The following is a 21963-nucleotide window of genomic DNA, read 5'->3' on the forward strand; positions in this document are numbered from 1 at the left end:
CGGTCAGTCGTCCTCGTCGTCGAAGCCGACCAGATCGAGCGCGCGTGCCTTGATCTGGCGGGTCATGCACCAATGGACCAGCGCGTCCTCGCGGCCGTGCGTGACCCAGACTTCCTTCGGCGCGATCTCGGTCAGGGTCCGGGTCAGTTCGTCCCAATCGGCATGGTCGGACAGGATCAGCGGCAGTTCGACGCCGCGCTGGCGCGCGCGCTGGCGGACGCGCATCCAGCCGCTGGCCATCGCCGTGATCGGATCGGGCAGCCGGCGCGACCAGCGATCGTTCAAGGCGGAGGGCGGCGCGATGATGATCCGGCCCTGCAACTCGGCCTTGGTCGCGCCGGTCGCCGGGCGCAGTTCGCCCAGATCGACGCCCAGTTCGACATAGAGGTCGCACAGCCGCTGCAGCGCACCGTGCAGGTAGATCGGATCGTCGAACCCCATCGCCCGCGCCTCGGCGATCACCCGCTGCGCCTTGCCCAGCGCATAGGCCCCGACCAGGACGCAGCGTTCGGGTTCGGTACGCAGCGCGGCCAGCAGCTTGTCGATCTCGTCACGGGTTTCGGGATGGCGAAAGACCGGCAGGCCGAACGTCGCCTCGGTCACGAACACGTCGCAGGGCACCGGCTGGAACGCTGCGCAGGTCGGGTCGGCGCGCCGCTTGTAATCGCCCGACACCACGACCCGCTCGCCCCGGTGGTCGAGCACGATCTGCGCCGATCCCAGCACATGGCCGGCGGGAACGAACGAAATGCCGACATCGCCGACCGTCAGGCTTTCGCCATAGGCGACGCCGATGCCGTTCTGCGGTCCGTAGCGCGCGTCCATGATCGCCAGCGTTTCGGGCGTCGCCCACACCGTCTGATGCCCGCCGCGCGCATGGTCGGCATGACCGTGCGTCACCAGCGCGCGCGCGACCGGTTCGGAAGGGTCGATCCACATATCGATCGCCGGAATATGGATGCCGGTCGGGTGCGGCGTGATCCAGCGCGCGAGAGCCATGACCGACACATGGGGCGGATGGCCGGGCCTGCCAAGGTCATCGAACCGACATATCCGTGCGATAGACCGACGATATTCGCAACGATTGCCCGACCTTGCCGACGCCTGCCCCACCCCGTTTCAGCCTGTTCGCGGCGGGACTGGCGGCGTTCTGCGTCTATTTTGCGATGTACGCCTTTCGCAAACCGGTGATGGCGGTCGGTTTCGCCGATCAGGCGGCGCTGTGGCCGGCGCTCGATTACAAGGCGACGCTGATCCTCGCGCAGGCGATCGGCTATGCCCTGTCCAAGATGGTGGGGGTGAAGGTCGTCGCCGAACATGCGACCGGCGCGCGGGCCAGGCTGATCCTCGCGCTGGTCGCGGCAGCATGGGTGGCGTTGCTGGGCTTCGCGATCCTGCCGCCACGGTTCGGGCCGGTCTGCCTGTTCCTGAACGGGCTGCCGCTCGGCATGATCTGGGGGCTGGTGTTCAGCTATCTGGAGGGGCGGCGGGTGTCGGAGATGCTGGCGGCGATGCTGACCGCCAGCTTCATCCTGTCGTCGGGCGCGACCAAGACGGCGGGGGCGCTGCTGGTGCAGCACGGACTGTCGCCCTTCTGGATGCCGGCGGTGACCGGGCTGCTGTTCGCGCCCATCCTGATCGTCGCGCTGGTCGTGCTGGCCCGCACCCCGCCGCCCGACACCGCCGACCGCGCGGCGCGGGGCACGCGGGTGGCGATGGATGGTGCGGCGCGCCTTGCCTATGTCCGCGCCCACGCCCTGCCGCTGACGCTGCTGATCCTCGGCTACACGCTGCTGACGGGCCTGCGCGATTTCCGCGACAATTTCGCCGCCGAGATCTGGGGCGACCTTGGCAACGGTGCGCCGGCCGCGATCTTTTCGATCACCGAAGTGCCGGTGACGGTCGTCGTGCTGATCGGCATGGCGTTGCTGGCCAAGATCCGCAGCAATCTGCGCGCGCTGCTGGCGATCCATGGCGCGATCCTGTTCGGCGCGGTGGCGCTGGGCGGCGCGACCCTGCTGTTCCGGCTGGGCTGGATCGGGCCGGTCGCATGGACGGTGTGGATCGGGATCGGCATCTACAGCGCCTATGCGCCGTTCAGTGCGGTGCTGTTCGACCGGATGATGGCGCTGGGCCAGTCGCCGGGCAATGCCGGCTTCCTGATCTATCTGGCCGATTCGTTCGGCTATGCCGGCAGCGTCGCGTTGTTGCTGCTGCGCGAACTGGCCGACGATCGCGCACCGTGGCTGGGGTTCTTCACCGGCGCGACGCTGGCCACCGCGCTGGTGTTAATTTGCGGCGCATGCCTGTCGGGACTGTGGTTCTCGCGGCGGTTTTCGGCCGATACGTGATGATATCACGTTGATCTTGGCCCTCGCTCCACAAGTATCGCCGATCTGAACGTCATTTTCATCATCCGTCACACACCCGTCATCAAGATCCGCCAAAGGCGCAGCGGGGGCCGGGAACCGGCCGGGACACGGCGGCACGTCCGCCAAGGGAGACATCATGAAGTTCATCACGGGTGCGGCGATCCTCGCGATCGCGGCGGGGACGACGCACGCCCATGCGCAGACGGCCCCGGCCGATGCGACGACGACCGAAATGTCGGGCGGCACGCAGGACGAAGCGCGCAGCGGCGGCGAGATCGTCGTGACCGGCCGCGCCACGACCTTCGCCAACACGCAGGTGACCGAGCCGATGCTCGACCGCCAGTCGGCGCTGACCAGCGTCAACGACGTCATCAAGGAACTGCCCGGCGTGTTCGTGGCGGAGGGCGACGCCTTCGGTTCGTCCGACTGGGCGACCTCGATCAGCATTCGCGGGTTCAGCTCGGGCGGCGGCGGCGGTCAGCAGATCGGATCGACCATCGACGGGCTGCCCAATGGTGGCTCGGGCTATGGCGGCGGATCGCGCGCCAACCGTTATCTCGACGTGCTGAACCTGAAGACGGTGATCGTGTCGCAGGGCACTGCCGACATCTCGTCGCGGTCGAACGAGGCGCTGGGCGCGACGCTCGACTATGTCACGACCGATCCGGCGCGTGACACCCGCTATCGCTTCACGCTGGCAGGCGGCGATTTCGGTGCGCGCAAGCTCTATGGTCGGGTCGATACCGGCCAGTTCGCCGGCGACACCCGCGCCTTCGTCAGCGCCTCGACCAGCCGCGTGAAGGACTGGATCGGCGGATCGGGCGAAACCCGCCGCGACCATGTCGATGCGAAGATCGTGAGCAACATCGACCGGGTGAAGCTGACCGGCTGGGTCAGCTATGACGACGCCGACGAAGCCGAATTCGGATCGGTCAGCCCGGAGATGTTCGCCAATGATCCGAACCACGATGCCTATACCGACAACTGGACCGGCATCCCCTATATCGATCAGGGCTATCGCTCGACCTCGCGGGCGTTGCGTCGCAATTTGTTCGGCTATCTGCGCGGCGAGACCGATCTGGGCGACGTGAAGCTGTCGGGCACCGCCTATTACCACCGGATGCGCGGGCGCGGCGATTTCGCGCCCCCCTATCTGGTGGATGTCCGCAACGACGGCCTCGGCAATCCCGAGAGCGAGTTCACCGGCAGCCTGCCGACAGTGATCGGCGGCGGCAATCTGGGTCGCTATTATTTCGTCACCCCGACCGGCGCGAAGGCGACGTTCCTGACCGGCTGCACCGGCACGGCGGCGATCCCGGCACTCTATGCGCCGAGCTGCTATGCGGCGGGATCGACCCCGGTCATGTCCTATCGCCACACCCATTATGAGAACGATCGCGGCGGGCTGACCGCCGATGCGGCATGGACGCATGATTTCGGCGGGGTTCAGAACACGCTGCGTGGCGGCCTGTGGTGGGAACGCGGCCGCGCCAACCAGCTGCGTGACTGGCACAAGATCACCAATGCGCTGGTCGGCCCGGCGTTCGACGGCAAGCCCTATTACCAGCAGTTCAGCACCGACTATGGCCTCGACGAGATCATGTATTATGTCGAGGACGCGGTGACCTTCGGGCCGCTGACCGCGCGGTTCGGCGTGAAGCAGTTCTTCCTCGACCAGCGTCGCGCCGAATTGTTCAACAGCCGCACCGTGACCGAACTCAATTCGAACAGCCGCCCGCTGATCTCGACCGGCATCGTCTATCACGCGCCGATCGACGGGCTGGAGGCGTTCGCCGGCTATTCGCAGAATTTCGCAGCGATCGGCAACGGGCCGCTCGGCGAACCGCGCGAGGTGATCGACCGGATCAAGCCCGAAACCGCCAACAACATCGAAATCGGCGCACGCTATTCGACGCCGCGCGTCAAGGCATCGCTGACCGCCTATGACATCAAGTTCGACAACCGCATCCAGTCGATCTCGGCCAACCTCGTCACCGGTATCGATTATCTGGAGGAGCAGGACAGCGTCTATCTGAACGTCGGCGGCATCAAGAGCCGGGGGATCGAGGCGGCGCTCGCCTATCGCGTGACGCAGGGCCTGACGCTGTCGGGCAACTATACCTATAACCACGCGACCTATATCGGCACCGGCAACGCAGCACAGGACGCCGATATCGGCGTGACGCCGGGGCGGCAGGTCATCAATTCCCCGCGCAACATGTGGGTCGCAGCGGCCGATTATGCGCGTGGCGTGTTCAAGATCGGTGGGGCGGCCAAGTTCGTCGGCGATCGCTTCATCGGCAGCGACGGGACGGCCACCGCACCCAGCTTCACCACCGTCGATGCCTATGCCGGCGTCGATCTGGGCGAAGTGAACGCGGTCATGAAGGGCATGGCGCTGACGGTACAGGCGACCAACCTCGCCGATCGCCGGTATCTGGCCGGGGCCGATGGCGGGTCGGCGTTCCTCGGCACGCCGCGGACCGTGACGGCGGCGTTGACGTTCGATTTCTGACCTAAACTCCCCTCCCTGAAAGGGAGGGGTTGGGGGTGGGTCGGCCTGCGAGGGAACGGAAGCGTTCCACAACCGGCCTACCCACCCCCGGCCCCTCCCTTGTCAGGGAGGGGAGGATCATCTTTACAGGACTTTCCCATGGTCGACCTGTCGCGCCGCACGCTCCTGTCCACCGGTGCCGCCCTTGCCGGGGCGGCGGCACTGCCCGCGTCGATCGCGCGCGCGGCGGCGATCGCCCCCGACCGGCGCAGCGGCACCATCGCCGACGTCGAGCACGTCGTGATCCTTGCCCAGGAAAATCGCGGCTTCGACCATTATTTCGGGTCGTTGCGCGGCGTGCGGGGCTTTGCCGACCGCTTCCCCATTCCCACGCCCGCCGGCACCGTCTGGCAACAGACCGACCGGACCGGCACCGGTGGCCCGCGGATCGTCGGCCCCTTCCACCTCGACACCGCGCGGCAGTTCGACCTGATGCGGATGGAGGGCACGCCGCATAGCTGGCCCGATGCCCAGCGCGCATGGGACGAGGGCCGCATGGCGCATTGGCCCGAGGCCAAGCATCCGCGCGCCATGGGGCACTACCGGCGCAGCGACATCCCGTTCCAGTTCGCGCTGGCCGAGGCGTTCACGATCTGCGACGCCTATCACTGCGCGGTTCAGACCGGGACCAACACCAACCGCCTGTTCCTGTGGAGCGGCACCAACGACCCCGCCGGCCAACGTGGCGGCCCGGCGATCGGCAATTCGCACGACAATTTCGTCGAACAGGGCGGCGCGGCCGATCCCTATCGCTGGACGACGACGGTCGAGCGGTTGCAGGCGGCCGGCGTCGACTGGCGCATCTATCAGGACATGGACGACAATTTCACCGACAACCCGCTGGCCGGCTTCGCGGCGTTCCGCGACGCCCATGCCGGGCACGGCGATGCGGTGCTGAAGGACCGCGCGCTGACCACGCGCGGGCCGGACCTGCTGAAGGCCGATGTTCTGGCAGGACGATTGCCGCAGGTGTCGTACGTGATCGCCACCGCCGCCGGTTCCGAACATCCCGGCCCCTCCAGCCCGGCACAGGGCGCGGACTATACCGCCCGCGTGCTCGACGCGCTGACCGCCGATCGGAAAGTGTGGGCGCGCACCGTGCTGCTGGTGATGTTCGACGAGAATGACGGGTTCTTCGACCATATGCCGCCGCCCGCCCCGCCCGCGCGCGGCGCGGACGGCACGGTGTTCGGCGGATCGAGCATCGACCTGACCGGCGAATATCACGAGGTGCCGAGCAGCGGCGATGCCGCGATCGACCTGCCCGCCTATCGCGGTCGCCCCTACGGCCTCGGGCCGCGCGTGCCGCTCTATGTCGTCTCGCCATGGAGCCGGGGCGGCTGGGTCAATTCGCAGACGTTCGACCACACGTCGGTGATCCGCTTTCTGGAGGCGCGCTTCGGCATCCACGAACCCAATATCTCCGCGTGGCGGCGCGCGATCTGCGGCGACCTGACCTCAGCGTTCGACTTTACGGCGACCGACGCGGCAACGCCGGTGCTGCCCGATCCCGCCGGCGATGCGCGGCGGGCGGCTGCGATCAAGGGGCAGGTCACCCCCGATGCGCCGACGGCCAGCGCGCCGTGGCAGGAAAGCGGCATCCGCCGGTCGCGCGCCCTGCCCTATCGACTGGACGTGATCGAGCGCGGCGATGCGACCGGCGTCAATCTGCGCTTTGCCGCCGACGGCGTGGGCGCGGTCTTCCACGTCTATGACCGCCATGCGCTCGATCAGCCGCCGCGCCGCTACAGCGTGGGTGCCAGCGACCGGATCGACGGGCATTGGCCCTATACCGCCGATGGCGGCTATGACCTGTGGGTGCTGGGGCCGAACGGCTTTCACCGTCAGTTCGTCGGGCACCGCGGCGATCCGGCGATGGCAGTCGCATGGAGCCTGTCCGATGCCGGACTGGCACTGCGCGTCGGCACCGCGCCGGGGCTGCGCGTCCGTCGGCTGACGCCGGGCGGCGGTGCGTCGGAGGAGGCGCTACCCGCCGGGCGGCATCGCTGGTCGTTCGACGGCGCGCTCGGCTGGTATGACGTGACGCTGTCGAGCAGCGCCGCCCCCGGCTGGCACCGCCGCATCGCCGGGCGGCACGACCGCGCGGGGCGCGCGAGCAGCAGCGATCCGTTCGTGGCGGGGATCGGGGCGGGCTGAAGCGGCATGATCGGCAGGACAATTGCCTGCCGCGATTCGTACCAGGTCCTTGGGAAATGGTGCACCCGACTGGATTCGAACCAGTGGCCTCTGCCTTCGGAGGGCAGCGCTCTATCCAGCTGAGCTACGGGTGCTTGGCCGTGGGGGCAGCGACTAGCAAAGCTTTGCCGGCATGGCCAGCCGTTTTCAGGCGAGCGTCGCCTTTTGCGCCGGCGGCGGGGTTTTGGGGCGGAAGGCGCAGAGGTCGGCGACCGGGCAGCGCCAGCATTCGGGACGGCGGGCCTTGCAGACATAGCGACCGTGCAGGATCAGCCAGTGATGCGCGTGCAGGCGGAACGGTGCGGGGACGACCCGCTCCAGCACCGCCTCGACCGCGTTCGGCGTCTTGCCGCGCGCAAGGCCGGTGCGGTTGCCGACGCGAAAGATGTGGGTGTCGACCGCGAACGTCTCGTGCCCGAAGGCGACGTTCATCACCACGTTCGCCGTTTTCCGGCCGACGCCGGGCAGTTTTTCCAGCGCATCGCGGTCTTCGGGAACCTGTCCGCCATGGTCGGCGATCAGGGATTCGCTCAGAGCAATGACGTTCTTGGCCTTGGTATTGAACAGGCCGATGGTGCGGATATGATGTTTCAGGCCGTCAAGCCCCAGCGCGACCATCTTGTCGGGCGTGTCGACCTGCGCGAACAGTGCGCGCGTCGCCTTGTTCACGCCGGCGTCGGTCGCCTGCGCCGACAGCACGACCGCGACCAGCAGCGTATAGTCGTTGACCGATTCGAGTTCGGTTTCGGGGTGCGGGTTATCCTCGGCCAACCGGCGGAAGAATTCGAAGATATCCGCCTTCTTCAAACGCCGAGCACCGCATCCATCGTGTAGCGGCCGGGAGGCGCACCCGCCAGCCACAGCGCGGCGCGCACCGCACCGCGCGCGAACAGCGCGCGGTCGTCGGCACGGTGGCCGAGCTCGATCCGCTCGCCCTCACCCGCGAAGACGACCTGATGATCGCCGACGATGGTACCACCGCGCAGCGAGGCGAAACCGATCGTACCGCCCGCCCGCGCCCCGACCAGCCCGGCACGGCCGATCACGCCGCTATCGGCCAGCGTCGTCCCCAACCCTTCCGCCGCGGCGTCGCCGAGCATCAGCGCGGTGCCCGACGGGGCATCGACCTTCAGCCGATGATGACTCTCGACGATTTCGATGTCCCAGTCGGGGCCGAGGCGGCTGGCGGCGTCGCGGACAAGCCGCGACAGCAGCGCGATGCCGAGCGAGGTATTGCCGGTCTGCAGCACCGCGATGTCGCGCGCGGCATCGTCGATCATCGCATGATGCCGTTCGACGAGGCCGGTGGTGCCGATCACGACGGGTGTCGCGGCGGCGCGGGCAGCGGCAAGATTGCCCTCCAGCGCGACGGGTGCGGAGAAATCGACCAGCACATCGGCAGTCGCGGCCAGCGCGACCGCATCGCCACCCTGATCGACACCGCCGGCGAGGGTTTCGCTCAGCCGTTCGATCTCCAACGCGATCGCGCGCCCCATCCGGCCCTGCCAACCGAAGATACCGATGCTGGTCACTGATCCCCGCCCGCTAGCGTCCGGCTGGCCGCCCGATCGCGTCCCCGGCTCGGTAAAGCCATGGCCCGGCGACCGGGGATGTGCAAGCGATTGCGTGCGCGGAGACGCCCTCAGCTCAGCGTTGGACCGATGCGATCGGGGCCTCGACATATTTGGGGTCGGCGGGGTCGAATTCGGGCTGCGGCAGGAAGGTGCGCGACGTCAGCGCGACATTGCCGAGCCCGGCGAGCTTGAACGTGCCGATCTTGAAGACCTTCGGCGCGCTGCCGGCGCGTTCGACGGTGACCGCATCGACATGGAGGTCGCCATGCTTGGTCCACAGCATGTGCGGCGCGAGCAGCATGTCCATGTTGTTGTAGCGCACCGACAGGCAAATGCGCTGCATCAGCGCGAAGCGGATGATATCGCTCAGCGTTGCGCGCTGTTCTTCCGTCACGGTGTCGGGCGCGGTGTCCATCTTCGACTCGGATACGGCATCGTTGTGCATCGCAGCATTTAGTAGCGATCGTAACCGCCAGCAGCAAGGGGGATGGCATCATCCATTCGCCCGACACCGGCCCCCTGTCGGCAGGCAGTTGTTCTGATCGCAACGGATCAGGCGTGAGCCGGCGCGTACCGACAGCGTAGCGTCCGGCGATCGGGCGACGGTGGGACCATTTGCACGGTTCCGGGAACGACCGGAAATACGGCACGAGTTTTCTGCGGTTTTGCGAGCAGGCCGATACTTTCGTATCATCAGCACCGGTTTCCTCCCGCGCCGCAATCGGCTACGCGCGGATCAATAATGGGAAATATATTTATCGTCATGGCCGGCGGCGCGCTGGGGTCAGGCCTTCGCTATCTGTTCGGTCGCTTCGCTACCGCTTCGTTCGGCCCCGACTATCCATGGGGTACGCTGGGCGTGAACCTGATCGGCGGGCTGGCGATGGGGTTGTTGACCGGCCTGCTCCTGCGCAGCGGCGGCAGCGAGCCGGTGCGGCTGGCGGTCGGGGTGGGCGTGCTGGGCGGCTTCACGACCTTTTCGGCGTTCTCGCTCGACATGGTGACGATGATCGAACGCGGCGCGATGGTCAGCGCGCTGGGATATATACTGGTATCGGTGATCGGCGCGGGCATCGCGCTGTTCGTCGGGCTGCAACTGACACGGGGTGCGGCATGAGCGAGAACGACGTCCGGCAATTCACGGTCGGGGCCGATGACGACGGCATCCGGCTCGACCGCTGGTTCAAGCGGCATCTGCCCGATACCAGTTTCAACATCGTGTCGCGCTGGGCGCGGACCGGGCAGCTTCGCATCGATGGCGGGCGGGCGCAGCCGGGCGCGCGGCTGGCGGCCGGACAGGTGCTGCGGGTGCCGCCGCCCGAATCGGCGGTCGTCGCCCAGCCCAAGGCGAAGGCCGAGCGCCCGCCGCTGTCCGCGGAACAGATCGAACTGGCGCAGTCGCTGGTGATCCACCGCGACAAGCAGGCGATCGTCCTGAACAAGCCACCGGGTCTGGCGACGCAGGGCGGGACGAAGACCCACGACCATGTCGACGGGCTGCTCGACGCATTGCAGTTCGACGGCGAGAGCCGGCCGAAGCTGGTCCACCGGCTGGACAAGGATACGTCGGGCGCGCTGCTGATCGCGCGGACGGCGCGGGCGGCGGCGTTCTTCGCCAAATCCTTTTCCGGGCGGACCGCGAAGAAGGTATATTGGGCGCTGATCGTCGGCATCCCCGACATCTCCGACGGGATCGTCGACCTGCCGCTCGCCAAGCAGCCCGGCACGGGCGGCGAGAAGATGCATGTCGACGAGGAGGAGGGCCAGCCGGCGCGGTCGCGCTATCGCGTGATCGAACGGGTCGGCAACCGTGCAGCCTGGGTCGAACTGCAACCCTTTACCGGGCGCACCCACCAGTTGCGCGTGCATATGGCCGCGATCGGCCATCCGATCGTCGGTGACGGCAAGTATGGCGGGCAGGCCGCGTTCCTGACCGGCGGGGTCAGCCGCAAGATGCACCTGCACGCACGGCGCATCCGCATCGATCATCCCGATGGCGGCAAGGTCGACGTCACCGCCGAACTGCCCGATCATTTCGCCGAGAGCATCGACCTGCTGGGGTTCGACATGAGCCTGGGCAATGCGATGATCGACGATGCGCCGCCGCCTGTCACCAAGGCCGATCTGAAGGCGAAGGCGAAGGCGCATGCCAAGACCTATCGCAAGGAACGGCGGGGTGAGCGTCGCGCCCGGGGATCGCGCGACTGATGCATCCCGACCGGGTCTTTCGGATGGCCGACGATGCCGCACGGACGTTCGTGCGGGACGAAGGGTTCGGCGTGCTGTTCGTCGGCACGCCCGATGGACCGCGCGCGGCGCAGGTGCCGGTGGTGACGACCGCGGACGGCGCGCTGCGGTTTCATGTCGCGCGGACCAATGCGGTGACGGCGCATCTGGAGGGGGCGACCGTGCTGTTCGTCGTGCAGGGGCCGCACGCCTATATCTCGCCACGCTGGTACGAAGCCGGGCCGGACGAGGTGCCGACCTGGAACTACCTGTCGGTCGAGGTCGAGGGCGCGGCGCACGGCATCGATCGTGCCGCGTTGCGCGAACAGCTCGACGCGCTCGCCGCTACCTATGAACGCGCGGCGCAATGGTCGGTCGACCAGATCGATCCGCAAAAGGCCGAAGCGATGCTCGACGCGATCGCCGGGTTCGAACTGGTGCCGACCGCATGGCGGGGCACGGCGAAGCTGAACCAGAACAAGCCCGCCGAGGTCCGCGCCCGCGTGGCGGCCGCGCTGGGCGACCATCCGCTGGCACCATGGATTCAGGCGGCATGACCCGGCTGGCGGTCTTCGATTGCGACGGGACGCTGGCCGATGGGCAGGCGAACATCTGTACCGCGATGGCGCTGGCCTTTGCCGATGCGGGGCTGGCCTCGCCCGACCCGCGCGAGGTGCGCCGCATCGTCGGACTGAGCCTGCCGCAGGCGGTGGCGCGGCTGGTGCCCTATCGCTCGTCCGAGCTGCACGCGGCGGTGGCGGAAGGGTATAAGCGGCATTTTCGGGCGATGCGCACCGACGGGCGATTGCAGGAGGAGCCGCTGTTTCCGGGCATCGCCGAAACGCTGGTGACGTTGCTGGACGGTGGCTGGCAGCTGGGCGTCGCGACCGGAAAATCGGATCGCGGCTTGCGACTGCTGCTGGCGCATCACCGGATCGACCAGTATTTCGTGACCCTCCAGACCGCCGATCGCCACCCGTCCAAACCGCATCCGGCGATGCTGCTGGCGGCAATGATCGAGGTCGGCGCCGCCCCGGAAACGACCGTGATGATCGGCGACACCGGGTACGACATGGCGATGGCACGGACGGCCGGCGTGCGGGCGATCGGCGTCGAGTGGGGCTATCATCCGCCGCACGAACTGACCGCCGCCGGGGCCGACCGGCTGTGCGACGATGCGTCGCTCCTCCCCGCCCTGCTGGACCTGCCATGACTCCTGATCCTGTCGCGCGCAATCGCTGGCTGACGCTGGTCGTCATCCGCATCGTCACCGCGATGGGGGCGGTGTTCGGGGTGATCGTGCTGGCGCGGGCACCCGATACCGGCATGCGCGTGCTGGGCGTCGCGATCGTGTTGTCGGCGCTGTACGCGATGGCGGTGGTGCCGCGCGGGCTGGCCGCGAAATGGCGCAGCCGGTGAGGCGGTTCTGGAAGACCGTCGCGGTTTCGCCCGGAGGCGAGATCGCGCTCGACGGACGGCCGGTGCGGACGCCGGGGCGATTGCCGCTGGTGGTGCCCTATCCGGAACTGGCGGCGGCGATCGCGCAGGAATGGAGCGATGTCGGCGAGACGGTCGATCCACGCGCAATGCCGCTGACCGGCCTCGCCAACGGCGCGATCGAACGGGTCGCGGCCGATCCGGCGGGCTTTGCCGGCGGACTGGCGGTCTATGGGGGCAGCGACCTGCTCTGCTATCGCGGTGAGGAGCCGCTGGCCGAACGACAGGCAGCGGCTTGGAACCCGGTGCTCGACTGGGCGCGCGCACGGTTCGACGTGACCTTCGTCGTCACCGACGGGGTGATGCCGGTCGAACAGCCGCCGCGCACGCTGGCGCGGTTGCGCGAGGCGGTGGTGGCATTGTCGCCATGGGTGCTGGCACCGCTGTCGCCGATCATCGGCCTGACCGGCTCGCTGCTGCTCGGGCTGGCGCTGGCCGAGCGGGCGATCGATGCCGATACGGCATGGACGGCGGCGCATGTCGATGAGGATTGGCAGGCCGAGCAATGGGGCGAGGATGCGCTGGCCGCCGAAACCCGCGCGGTCCGCGCGGCCGAATATCGCGCGGCGGTCCGGTTCCTCGACCTCATCCGTCGCGGACCGGACCGCATGACCCCCCGATCCTGAGCGACAGCGTGGCGGTGAGTGCGGCATCGGTGGCGATGCCTTCGATCCGGTCGATCAGCCGTTCGGTCACCGCACCGGCCATGTCGGCGATCGGGCGATGGACGGTGGTCAACGCCGGGGTCAGCATCCGCGCAAGGATGCTGCCGTCGAAGCCGATCACCGACAGGTCGCCCGGCACCGACACGGCCATGCCTGCCGCGACCTTCAGCACCGCCGCCGCCATCACGTCGTTCGCCGCGAAGATCGCGGTCGGGCGTGGCCGGGCGGCGAGCAACGCCTGCGCCGCCGCCACCCCGGCGTCGAAGCCGTAATCGCCCTCCACCTCGCCCGACAGCGCGATGCCGTGCGCGGCGAGGCCGTCGACGAACCCCGCCCGCCGTTCGCAGGCCGAATGGGCCGATGCCGGGCCGGACAACAGCGCGATGCGGCGATGGCCGAGCGCGACCAGATGGTCGGCGACGGTGCGTGCCGCGCCGCGTTCGTCGGACACCAGCACCGCGTCATACCCCGACAGCGCGACCGAGGATAACGCCACCGCCGGGACACCGGCCAGCGCATCGGCCAGCCCGGCCAGTCCCGACACCGGCGGCACGACGACCACGCCATCGACCCGCGAGCGGCGCACGAAATCGAGGACGTCGGCCGCCGGATCGCCTGCGACGACGACCGGATGGACGACCAGTTCATAGCCACGCGCCGCCGCCGTGCCGACCATGCCGCGTTGCAGGGGATCGAGCACCAGTGCGTTGCGATCGTTATGCACCAGCCCGAGCAGATAGGAGCGCCCAGTCGCCAACCCGCGCGCGCGCGCACTGGGGCGGAAGTTCAGCCCGGCGATCACCGCCTCGACCGCTTCGCGGGTGGCGGCATTGACCAGCGGCGACCGGTTGAGCACCCGCGACACGGTGCGGATCGACACCCCCGCGCGCGCGGCAACATCGGCGATGGTGGTGCCGGCAGGCGGACCGGTCACCGGCGTCAGACGCGGAGCTGCCGTGCGACCAGCCCGCGCTGCGTCGCGATCCCGGTCCGCGCCCGGCGCAGCACCTCGACCTTGATCGCGGCGATGGCGGTCGAGACCCGCTGATGGAGATTTTCGCCGCGCTGCTGCATTACCACGACCGATCCCATAGCCGTCCGCCGGTTACAATAGGCGGCGCTCAGCCGGCGGCGGCATGGGCGATGCCCAGTTCCAGCCCGCGCAACTCCGCCAGCCCCCGCATCCGCCCGAGCAGCGAATAGCCCGGATTGGTCCGGCGTCCGAGATCGTCGAGCATCTGGTGACCGTGATCGGGGCGCATCGGGATGCTGCGCCCTTCGCGGCGCGACACGTGATGCACCGCCGCGACCACGGCAGCCATATCGGCATCACCGCGCAGATGCTCGGCCTCGTGAAACGCGCTGTCGCCGCCTTCGCGATCGACCGAACGCAGATGAAGGAAACCGATGCGCTCGCCGAGGCGCCGGACCATGCCGGGCAGGTCGTTGTCGGCGCGCACCCCGAACGATCCGGTACACAGGCACAGACCGTTCGAGGCATTGGGTACCGCATCGAACAGCGCCGCGACATCGCGTTCGGTGCTGACGACGCGGGGCAGGCCGAAGATCGGGAACGGCGGATCGTCGGGATGGACGACCAGCCGGATGCCGAGCTGGTCGGCATGCGGACACACGGCCTTGAGAAACGCGATCAGATTGTCGCGCAGCACGCCGGCATCGATTCCGGCATAGCCGGCGATGGCGTCGCGGAATTGCGCCGAGGTGAAGCTTTCCTCCGCCCCCGGCAGGCCGGCGAGGATCGTCGCCTCCAGCGCGCGGCGCGCCGCATCGTCCATCGCCGCGAACCGCCGCGCGGCGGCATCGACCAGTGCCGGCCGATAGTCCTGCGCGGCACCGGGGCGTTGCAGAATATGGATGTCATATGCCGCGACCGCTTCCCATTCGAAGCGCAGCGCCCGCGCACCATCGGGCAGCGGCCACGCCAGGTCGGTGCGCGTCCAGTCGAGCAAGGGCATGAAATTATAGGTGACGACGGTGATGCCTTCCGCCGCCAAATGGGTCAGGCTCTGGCGATAAGCGTCGATATACCGGTCCCAGCCGGGGCCGCGCGTCTTCAGGTCGTCATGGACCGGCAGGCTTTCCACCACGCTCCAGCCAAGGCCGGCATCCGCGATCATCGCCCGGCGCGCGGCGATCGCTTCGCGCGGCCAGACGGATCCGTTGGGAATGTCGTGCAGCGCGGTGACGACCCCGGTCGCCCCCGCCTGGCGAATGGCGGCCAGCGTCACGGGGTCGGACGGCCCGAACCACCGCATCGTCTGTGTCATCAGCAAATTGCTACCCTCCCCGCTTTGCGAACCCGGATACGGGTTTCGCCAACGAACCTAGGGCAGTGCGATCGACCTTGCCAGTGCGCAAGATTGGTCAGCCCAGTCCGATCGTCGCGGTTTTTTCGTGTGATCGCGCGGCGGTCGGCATTGGCGTAAGCGCCCGGCGGATTACCCCTTGGTCGCGGACGCTCCAGAACATATATTGAACGGATGGCGCAACTTGATACCCGGCAGAAACTGGCGATCCTGGCCGACGCCGCCAAATATGATGCGTCGTGCGCATCGTCGGGCACCGCCAAGCGCAATTCGCGCGACGGCAAGGGCATCGGGTCGACCGAGGGCATGGGCATCTGTCACGCCTATGCGCCCGATGGTCGCTGTATCTCGCTGCTGAAGATCCTGCTGACCAACAGCTGTATCTTCGACTGTCATTATTGCATCAATCGCAAGTCGTCGAACGTCCGCCGCGCGCGCTTCACCGCGCAGGAAGTCGTCGCGCTGACGCTCAGCTTCTACCGGCGCAATTATATCGAGGGGCTGTTCCTGTCGTCGGGGATCATCGGATCGTCCAACTATACGATGGAGCAGATCGTCGAGGTCGCACGGTCGCTGCGCGAGGATCACGACTTTCGCGGCTATATCCACCTGAAGACCATTCCCGATGCCGATCCCGAGCTGGTCCGTCTGGCCGGGGTCCATGCCGACCGGGTGTCGATCAATGTCGAGCTGCCGACGGTCGGCGGATTGAAGCGGCTGGCCCCCGAAAAGTCCGCCCCGCAGATCGAGGGGGCGATGAAGGACGTCGCCCATGCGATTGCCGACGGTCGCGATGCGCGCAAACGCTACAAGTCCGCGCCGAAATTCGCGCCAGCCGGACAATCGACGCAGATGATCGTCGGGGCGGATGCCGCGACCGACCGCGACATCGTCGGCAAAGCGGCGACGCTGTACGACCGGTTCGCGCTGCGCCGCGTCTATTATTCGGCGTTCAGCCCGATCCCGGAGGCATCGGCCGTCCTGCCGCTGCAACGTCCACCATTGATGCGCGAACATCGGCTGTACCAGTCGGACTGGCTGATGCGCTTCTACGACTATCGCCCCGACGAAGTGCGTGCCGCCGCCGACGATGCGACGGGGATGCTGCCGCTCGACATCGATCCCAAGCTGGCGTGGGCGTTGAAGTTCCGCGACCGCTTTCCGGTCGATGTGAATCGGGCACCGCGCGAAATGCTGCTGCGCGTGCCGGGGCTGGGGGTGAAGGCGGTGGGCGCGATCCTGACCGCGCGGCGGTGGCGGCGGCTGTCGCTGGCCGATATCTCGCGGCTGACGGTGTCGGTCGCCAAGCTCCGCCCGTTCATCATCGCCGATGACTGGCGGCCGGTGGTGCTGGCCGACCGCGCCGAATTGCGGCCGGTGGTGGCCCCGAAGAAGACCGATCAGCTGGAATTGTTCGCATAGTCTTCGTCCTCCCGGTGCAGGCAGTGAAAACCGCTCGCAAGAGAAACCTCCGCCGATGGTCGCCGTTGGTCTGGTCGAACCATCCGAAGGAAATCCCCATGGCCGACGCCCGCATCTATGCCGATCTGAAGGCCGATCACGACCGGCACCGCGACCTGCTCCAGCGGATCGACGCCGCGAGCGGTGACGAACGCGCCGCCTTGTTCGAGGAGTTCCGCGTCGAGGTATCGGCCCATGCCGCGGCCGAAGAGGAGGCGCTGTACGCGACGATGCTCGCCAATCCCGACCTGCGCGACGAGGCGCGGCATTCGGTGTCGGAGCATAAGGAAATCGACGATTATCTCGGCGAGATTTCCAAGCTCGATCCGGCCGGCAACGAATGGAACCAGCGTTTCGCCGAAATGCGGCACCGCTACGAACATCATATCGACGAGGAAGAGGAAGAGATGTTTCCCGCCGCCGCAAAGGAATTGAGCGACGACGAGGAAGCGCGGATCGCGACCGTGTTCGAGGAGCGCAAGCCCAGGGAACTCGAGATAGCCGAGTCGTCGGAAGCGGGCGACGATCGCGACTGATGCGCGTTGCGGCGCTGGCGGCGGCGGATGATTTCGACGGGTGGCGCGACGCCGCCCGGTCGCTCGCCGCCCAGCGTGTCGCACCGTCGGAGGTGGTGTGGCAGGTCGGCGACCTGCCCACCGACCTGTTCGGCGACGAGGCGATCGTCGACGGCAGCGCCCCCGCCCCCCGTGTCCCGCGCGCGTTCATCGATCTGGCGCGGACGGTGGCGATGCATGCCGACCCGGCGCGGTTCGCGCTGCTCTATGCGATGCTCACCCGCCTGATCGCCGAACCGCGGCTGATTGACGACAAGGCCGATCCGGCGATGCGGCGGCTGGAGGAAATGGCGAAGGCGGTCCGGCGCGACATCCACAAGATGCGCGCGTTCCTGCGGTTTCGCGAGATGGCGGACGCCGACGACACCCGCTTCGTCGCTTGGTTCGAGCCGGAACATCATATCGTCCGCCATAATGCGCGCTTCTTCGTCGACCGCTTCGCGGCGATGCGCTGGTCGATCCTGACGCCGGAGATTTCGGTGCATTGGGACGGTGAGACGCTGACGCAGGGGCCGGGCGCGACCAAGGCGGATGCACCGACCGGCGATCCGGTCGAGGAAGTCTGGAAGACCTATTACGCATCGATCTTCAATCCCGCGCGGCTGAAGAAGGGCGCGATGATGAAGGAGATGCCGCGCAAATATTGGAAGAACATGCCCGAAACCGCGCTGGTCCCGGCGTTGATCGCGGGGGCACAGGCACGCGAGGCGGCGATGATCGAGACGGCACGAGCAGCACCCGGCGGCAACAGTGTGGCGGCATGGGCTGCCCTTCGCGATGAGGCGGCGGGATGCCAGCGCTGCCCGCTATGGCAGCCCGCCACGCAGACGGTGTTCGGCGAAGGGCCGGTCGATGCCGCGATGATGGTGGTCGGCGAACAGCCGGGCGATCAGGAGGATTTGGCCGGGCGACCGTTCGTCGGGCCGGCGGGGCAGGTATTCGACCGGGCGATGGCCCAGGCGGAGATCGACCGGTCGCGCGTCTATGTCACCAACGCCGTCAAGCATTTCAAGTTCGAACCGCGCGGCAAGCGGCGCATCCATGCCAAGCCGGGCGTGGGCGAGATCGATGCCTGCCGGTGGTGGATCGAACAGGAGCGCGGCATCCTGCGTCCGCGCATGACGGTGGCGCTGGGCGCGACGGCGGCACGGTCGCTGACCGGCAAGACGGTGACGATATCGCGTGAGCGCGGGCGGGTGCTGACGTTGGCCGACGGCAGCTCGGCGTGGATCACGGTGCATCCGAGCTATCTGCTGCGGTTACCGGATAAAGTGCAGGCGGAGGAAGAGTTTGCGCGGTTCGTCGAGGACCTCAAGGGGGCGCAGGCGGCGATGGCCTGACGCCAAAGGTCACAAAGGTCACACTTGCCGCGTATTTGGTTCGGGTTCGGAATTTGGTTCACGCGAAGGCGCGGAGACGCGAAGAAGATCGTTTTCGCGCGGTGACGCGGAGGGTTGGGAGCTGGCGGCTGCAGCATTCCCGGCGGAGCCCTTCCCCTGCTCGATAAGAGTAGCGATCCGCTGTCGCGGCATGTTCGACCTCTCTGCGTCTCCGCGTCTCCGCGCGAAAACTAACCTTCTTCTCTTTGCGTCTTCGCGCCTTCGCGTGAACCCGATCCGGCCGGGCCTATCGCTTCACCGCCCTGTAGGAAAATCATTCCAAGCGCGGTCGATGCCATGGCTGGAGCTGCGGCAACGTGATCGCGTCATGCTGCTCGGGGGCCTCGGCGATGGCGCGCAGGCGGTCGAGGTCTTCGGGGGTGTCGATATCGATCAGTTCGGCGGGGGTGGTGATGACGTGGCGGCCGGCGCGGACCAGATCGCGCGCACCGGCATCGCCCTCCAGCGATTCGAGGAAATCGAAGCGCCCCCGTCCGAACACGGCCGGCGGGCAGGGTTTGGTGCCGTCGCTCGATGCGACGACCGCATCGTCGCCCTGTGCGGTGTCGAGCAGGCGATAGACATGGGCGGCGGTGATGCGCGGCATGTCGGCCAGCGCGATCACTACGCCCTTCGCCCCCGCCGCCCGCGCGGCGCGCAGGCCGAGTTGCACCGAACGCGACATGCCGGCACCGGGATCGTCGTTGACGATGACGTCGAACCCGCGCGACGCGAAATCGAGTTTCGTCCCGTCGATTACCGCGATGCGCGCAAGGAACGGGATCGCCTCCAGCGCCGTCACGACGTGGAAGGCGACCGGCTTGTGCAGAAACGGTTGCGCCAGCTTGTCGGCGTCGCCGAAGCGGCGCGAGCGACCGGCGGCGAGCAGGATCAGCGCGGTATCTTCAGCGTGCATGGAAACTCCTGACCATCGCCGCGGCGATCGACAGCGCGATTTCGGACGGGCCGATCGCGCCGATATCCAGTCCGACCGGGCCGTCGATCCGGTCGAGGTCGGCCGGCGCGAAGCCGGCGGCGGCAAGGCGTTCGAGCCGGGCGGCATGGCTGCGCCGCGACCCCAGCGCACCGACATAGGCGGCGGGCGACCGTAGCGCCTCGATCAAGGCCGGGTCGTCGATCTTGACGTCGTGGCTGAGCGTCACGACGGCGGTGGCGGCATCGGGCTTGAGGGCGGCCAGTGCCTCGTCGGGCCAGCGATCGTCGAGCGTGACGCCGGGAAAGCGTTCTTCGGTCAGGAACCGCGCGCGCGGGTCGATGACGGTGGTGGCGATACCGAGTTCGCGCGCCATCCCGGCCAGCCCCTGCGCGATCTGCACCGCGCCGACGATCAGCAACCGGCGTGGCGGGTCGTAGCGGTTGACGAAGCCCTCGCCCTCCCCGACCTGCGTCCGGCCGCTGGTCAGGTCGGTGGTCAGGGCGATCGCCTGTCCCGCGGCATTGGCCGATACGATCGCGTCGAACAGGGCGGGGTCGAAGTGTTCCGCGTCGACGCGCTGGACCATCACCTCGATCTCACCGCCGCACGGCAGGCCGACTTCCCACGCGGCGGCGTCGGCCACGCCATAGCGTTTGACCGCGAAGGGCGCGCCGGCGACCACCTCGGCGGCGGTGGCGAGGATATCGCTTTCGACGCAGCCGCCCGACACCGATCCTTCGAACCGGCCGTCCTCATGCACCAGCATGTGGCTGCCGCGCGGGCGGGGCGCGGACCCCCAGGTCGAGGTGACGGTGGCCAGTGCCAATGGCGCTCCGGCCCAGTCGCGGGCGGCGGTAAGGACGGAGTCGTTGTCGGCCATGTCGTTCCGATGTTGAGGGTTTTTGCCGGCGAGTACCAGCAAGATAGGTTCTGGCGCCCCGTCCTGAAAGGGAGGGGTTGGGGGTGGGTCGGCCGGTTGTGGAGCGCTCGCGTTCCCTCGCAGGCCAACCCACCCCTGCCCCTCCCTTTCAGGGAGGGGAAACGCCGGATCAGATCACGTCGAGCACCAGTCCGCGTGCTTTCGCTTCCTCAGCGCAGATATACCAGTTGGCCGGGGCCTTCTGGACCAGTTCGTCGAACGGCACCTGCGATCCGGCGACGATGTCGCGGAAACCTTCTTCCTCGATCTCTACCGACGTTTCGATCTCGTGCAGCTTCGCCTTCAGCGTCGCGACTAGCATTTTGAGCGGGCCGGACAGTTCGATGGTGCTGGTCATCTGCCGCTCGTGCAGCATCAGGCGGGTGCCCCGCGTCAGGAACCGCTTGTCGACCGGAAAGGCCGACATGAAGGTCGAGCCGGCGGAATAGACCGCGACCTTGCCGAGGAACAGCGCCTCGCGGCCGGTATAGTCACGCAGCAGGCGGATATCATCGCCCATCGCCCGCGCGACTTCTGGGTCGCCGCCGAGCGTCGAGATCGACACGACCAGCGGGCCATCGGCCGGGGCGTTGACGACCTGGTTGCGGAAGCTTTCGTACATCGCATGGTCGACGGGACCGGCGAGATGGACGTGCGGGCGGGCGAGCAGCGGGTAATCGTTGATGGTGGTGTCGGACATATGGCAGTTCCCCCTGGGTTGGTCGGCGGCGAAACCGGGGGCGGGTCGGTTAGGTTCCGGTGTCACGGTGATTTGGTTTCACGCGAAGGCGCGAAGGGCGCGAAGAGAAGATGAGGAGATCGCGCGGAGGCGCGGAGACGCGGAGGGGGTTACGGTCTTGTTGGGTGGCGTGTGATGTCGTGACGATGGGAGCTGTGGCGGGAGATTAGGAGGGGCGCGCGCGCGAGGTGGCTGCTTCTTCGCTGCGGACTAGATGATACCACTTGGGAAGGACCGACGGAGCCAAATCTGACCCGTACCCCGGCGGAAGCCGGGGTCCAGTTGGGAAGGCTTTTCGGTAGCGTACAGATGTCGCCCAACCAAGCCCCGGCCTTCGCCGGGGTACAGGCCGGGAATGTCGGCAAAGGTCCGGGCCACGCAAGAAATAGAAGCGGGGCCCCGGATCAAGTCCGGGGCGACGTTCGTGGCGCGGTCGAAGTCGAGTCATGAGGCTTCCGCTCGCGGAACCCTGCGCGTCTCCGCGCGAACCGCTTTCTTCTTCGCGTCCTTGGCGTCTTCGCGTGAATCAAAAAGGGCGACCG

At 67.8% G+C, this 21963-nt stretch carries 22 protein-coding genes and 1 tRNA gene; 12 read left to right on the forward strand and 11 right to left on the reverse strand.

The genetic code is table 11. From position 1 onward, the window contains the following. Positions 1–3: 3 nt before the first annotated feature. A complete protein-coding gene (locus ASE50_RS15655; protein WP_056402634.1) occupies positions 4–999 on the reverse strand; it encodes a ligase-associated DNA damage response exonuclease in 996 nt (331 codons plus the stop codon). Between the two features lie 95 nt (positions 1000–1094). Between ASE50_RS15655 and ASE50_RS15660 the strand changes: the two genes are divergently transcribed. The 3 genes from ASE50_RS15660 (at position 1095) to ASE50_RS15670 (ending at position 7083) form a co-directional block, all read left to right on the forward strand. Beyond that, positions 1095–2351, forward strand: coding sequence for a DUF5690 family protein (locus ASE50_RS15660; RefSeq protein ID WP_235512394.1), 1257 nt, complete (start codon positions 1095–1097; stop codon positions 2349–2351). 157 nt (positions 2352–2508) lie between these two features. Then, entirely contained in the window at positions 2509–4887 is a 2379-nt protein-coding gene (locus ASE50_RS15665) for a TonB-dependent receptor domain-containing protein (protein WP_056402640.1), read from the forward strand. Positions 4888–5025: 138 nt separating this feature from the next. Further along, on the forward strand, positions 5026–7083 hold the full coding sequence (locus tag ASE50_RS15670) for a phosphocholine-specific phospholipase C (RefSeq protein ID WP_056402643.1): 2058 nt from the start codon (positions 5026–5028) through the stop codon (positions 7081–7083). 57 nt (positions 7084–7140) lie between these two features. On the opposite strand, the gene ASE50_RS15675 is transcribed toward ASE50_RS15670, so the two are convergent. The 4 genes from ASE50_RS15675 to ASE50_RS15690 form a co-directional block, all read right to left on the reverse strand. Further along, positions 7141–7217: transfer RNA gene (locus tag ASE50_RS15675), tRNA-Arg, on the reverse strand. A gap of 52 nt (positions 7218–7269) precedes the next feature. After that, entirely contained in the window at positions 7270–7929 is a 660-nt protein-coding gene (gene nth, locus ASE50_RS15680; RefSeq protein WP_056402646.1) for an endonuclease III, read from the reverse strand. After that, positions 7926–8654: a 4-hydroxy-tetrahydrodipicolinate reductase gene (gene dapB, locus ASE50_RS15685; RefSeq protein WP_056402647.1), complete on the reverse strand. Its 729-nt coding sequence runs from the start codon at positions 8652–8654 to the stop codon at positions 7926–7928. Before dapB ends, nth begins: the two co-directional genes overlap by 4 nt. A 115-nt stretch (positions 8655–8769) precedes the next feature. Further along, the gene (locus tag ASE50_RS15690; protein ID WP_235512395.1) at positions 8770–9111 is read right to left on the reverse strand and encodes a hypothetical protein; all 342 of its coding nucleotides are present in this window, start codon (positions 9109–9111) and stop codon (positions 8770–8772) included. Positions 9112–9438: 327 nt separating this feature from the next. Between ASE50_RS15690 and crcB the strand changes: the two genes are divergently transcribed. Genes crcB through ASE50_RS15720 form a run of 6 tightly spaced genes read left to right on the forward strand, consistent with a single transcriptional unit; the run spans position 9439 to position 13045 of the window. Beyond that, a complete protein-coding gene (gene crcB / locus ASE50_RS15695) occupies positions 9439–9813 on the forward strand; it encodes a fluoride efflux transporter CrcB (protein ID WP_056402650.1) in 375 nt (124 codons plus the stop codon). After that, positions 9810–10904, forward strand: a complete 1095-nt coding sequence (locus tag ASE50_RS15700; RefSeq protein WP_056402653.1) for an RluA family pseudouridine synthase — start codon at positions 9810–9812, stop codon at positions 10902–10904. The genes crcB and ASE50_RS15700 overlap by 4 nt, the downstream gene beginning before the upstream one ends. Continuing rightward, entirely contained in the window at positions 10904–11479 is a 576-nt protein-coding gene (locus ASE50_RS15705; protein ID WP_056402655.1) for an FMN-binding negative transcriptional regulator, read from the forward strand. The genes ASE50_RS15700 and ASE50_RS15705 overlap by 1 nt, the downstream gene beginning before the upstream one ends. Beyond that, entirely contained in the window at positions 11476–12135 is a 660-nt protein-coding gene (locus tag ASE50_RS15710) for an HAD-IA family hydrolase (protein WP_056402659.1), read from the forward strand. The genes ASE50_RS15705 and ASE50_RS15710 overlap by 4 nt, the downstream gene beginning before the upstream one ends. Continuing rightward, complete coding sequence (locus ASE50_RS15715) at positions 12132–12341, forward strand: hypothetical protein (RefSeq protein ID WP_056402662.1); 210 nt, start codon at positions 12132–12134, stop codon at positions 12339–12341. Before ASE50_RS15710 ends, ASE50_RS15715 begins: the two co-directional genes overlap by 4 nt. Beyond that, on the forward strand, positions 12338–13045 hold the full coding sequence (locus ASE50_RS15720) for an ATP12 family chaperone protein (protein WP_056402949.1): 708 nt from the start codon (positions 12338–12340) through the stop codon (positions 13043–13045). Before ASE50_RS15715 ends, ASE50_RS15720 begins: the two co-directional genes overlap by 4 nt. Here the strand turns inward: ASE50_RS15720 and ASE50_RS15725 are convergent. The 3 genes from ASE50_RS15725 to uxuA are packed head-to-tail and all read right to left on the reverse strand — an operon-like array spanning position 13005 to position 15372. Further along, on the reverse strand, positions 13005–14018 hold the full coding sequence (locus ASE50_RS15725; protein ID WP_235512396.1) for a LacI family DNA-binding transcriptional regulator: 1014 nt from the start codon (positions 14016–14018) through the stop codon (positions 13005–13007). The two genes, ASE50_RS15720 and ASE50_RS15725, sit on opposite strands and share 41 nt — an antisense overlap. Before the next feature lie 5 nt (positions 14019–14023). Beyond that, positions 14024–14164 carry a hypothetical protein gene (locus tag ASE50_RS18875; RefSeq protein ID WP_156347499.1) on the reverse strand — a complete coding sequence of 47 codons (141 nt, stop codon included), beginning with the start codon at positions 14162–14164 and terminating at the stop codon, positions 14024–14026. 41 nt (positions 14165–14205) lie between these two features. Next, complete coding sequence (gene uxuA / locus ASE50_RS15730) at positions 14206–15372, reverse strand: mannonate dehydratase (RefSeq protein ID WP_056402667.1); 1167 nt, start codon at positions 15370–15372, stop codon at positions 14206–14208. 213 nt (positions 15373–15585) lie between these two features. Between uxuA and ASE50_RS15735 the strand changes: the two genes are divergently transcribed. From ASE50_RS15735 to ASE50_RS15745, 3 genes are all read left to right on the forward strand, one after another. Then, the gene (locus tag ASE50_RS15735) at positions 15586–16833 is read left to right on the forward strand and encodes a putative DNA modification/repair radical SAM protein (protein WP_056402671.1); all 1248 of its coding nucleotides are present in this window, start codon (positions 15586–15588) and stop codon (positions 16831–16833) included. A gap of 98 nt (positions 16834–16931) precedes the next feature. Continuing rightward, positions 16932–17408, forward strand: coding sequence for a hemerythrin domain-containing protein (locus ASE50_RS15740; protein WP_056402953.1), 477 nt, complete (start codon positions 16932–16934; stop codon positions 17406–17408). Further along, positions 17408–18787: a UdgX family uracil-DNA binding protein gene (locus ASE50_RS15745; protein ID WP_056402674.1), complete on the forward strand. Its 1380-nt coding sequence runs from the start codon at positions 17408–17410 to the stop codon at positions 18785–18787. Before ASE50_RS15740 ends, ASE50_RS15745 begins: the two co-directional genes overlap by 1 nt. Positions 18788–19100: 313 nt before the next feature. On the opposite strand, the gene ASE50_RS15750 is transcribed toward ASE50_RS15745, so the two are convergent. The 3 genes from ASE50_RS15750 to ASE50_RS15760 all read right to left on the reverse strand — a co-directional run bounded on the left by ASE50_RS15750 (position 19101) and on the right by ASE50_RS15760 (position 21382). After that, positions 19101–19742 carry an NTP transferase domain-containing protein gene (locus tag ASE50_RS15750; RefSeq protein ID WP_056402677.1) on the reverse strand — a complete coding sequence of 214 codons (642 nt, stop codon included), beginning with the start codon at positions 19740–19742 and terminating at the stop codon, positions 19101–19103. Beyond that, positions 19732–20643, reverse strand: a complete 912-nt coding sequence (locus ASE50_RS15755) for an XdhC family protein (RefSeq protein ID WP_056402680.1) — start codon at positions 20641–20643, stop codon at positions 19732–19734. Before ASE50_RS15755 ends, ASE50_RS15750 begins: the two co-directional genes overlap by 11 nt. 169 nt (positions 20644–20812) lie before the next feature. Beyond that, positions 20813–21382 (reverse strand): ATP-dependent Clp protease proteolytic subunit, encoded by a 570-nt coding sequence (locus ASE50_RS15760; protein ID WP_056402683.1) that lies wholly within the window; start codon positions 21380–21382, stop codon positions 20813–20815. Positions 21383–21963: the final 581 nt, after the last annotated feature.

This window comes from Sphingomonas sp. Leaf5 (assembly GCF_001421155.1).
Taxonomy (GTDB): Bacteria; Pseudomonadota; Alphaproteobacteria; order Sphingomonadales; family Sphingomonadaceae; genus Sphingomonas.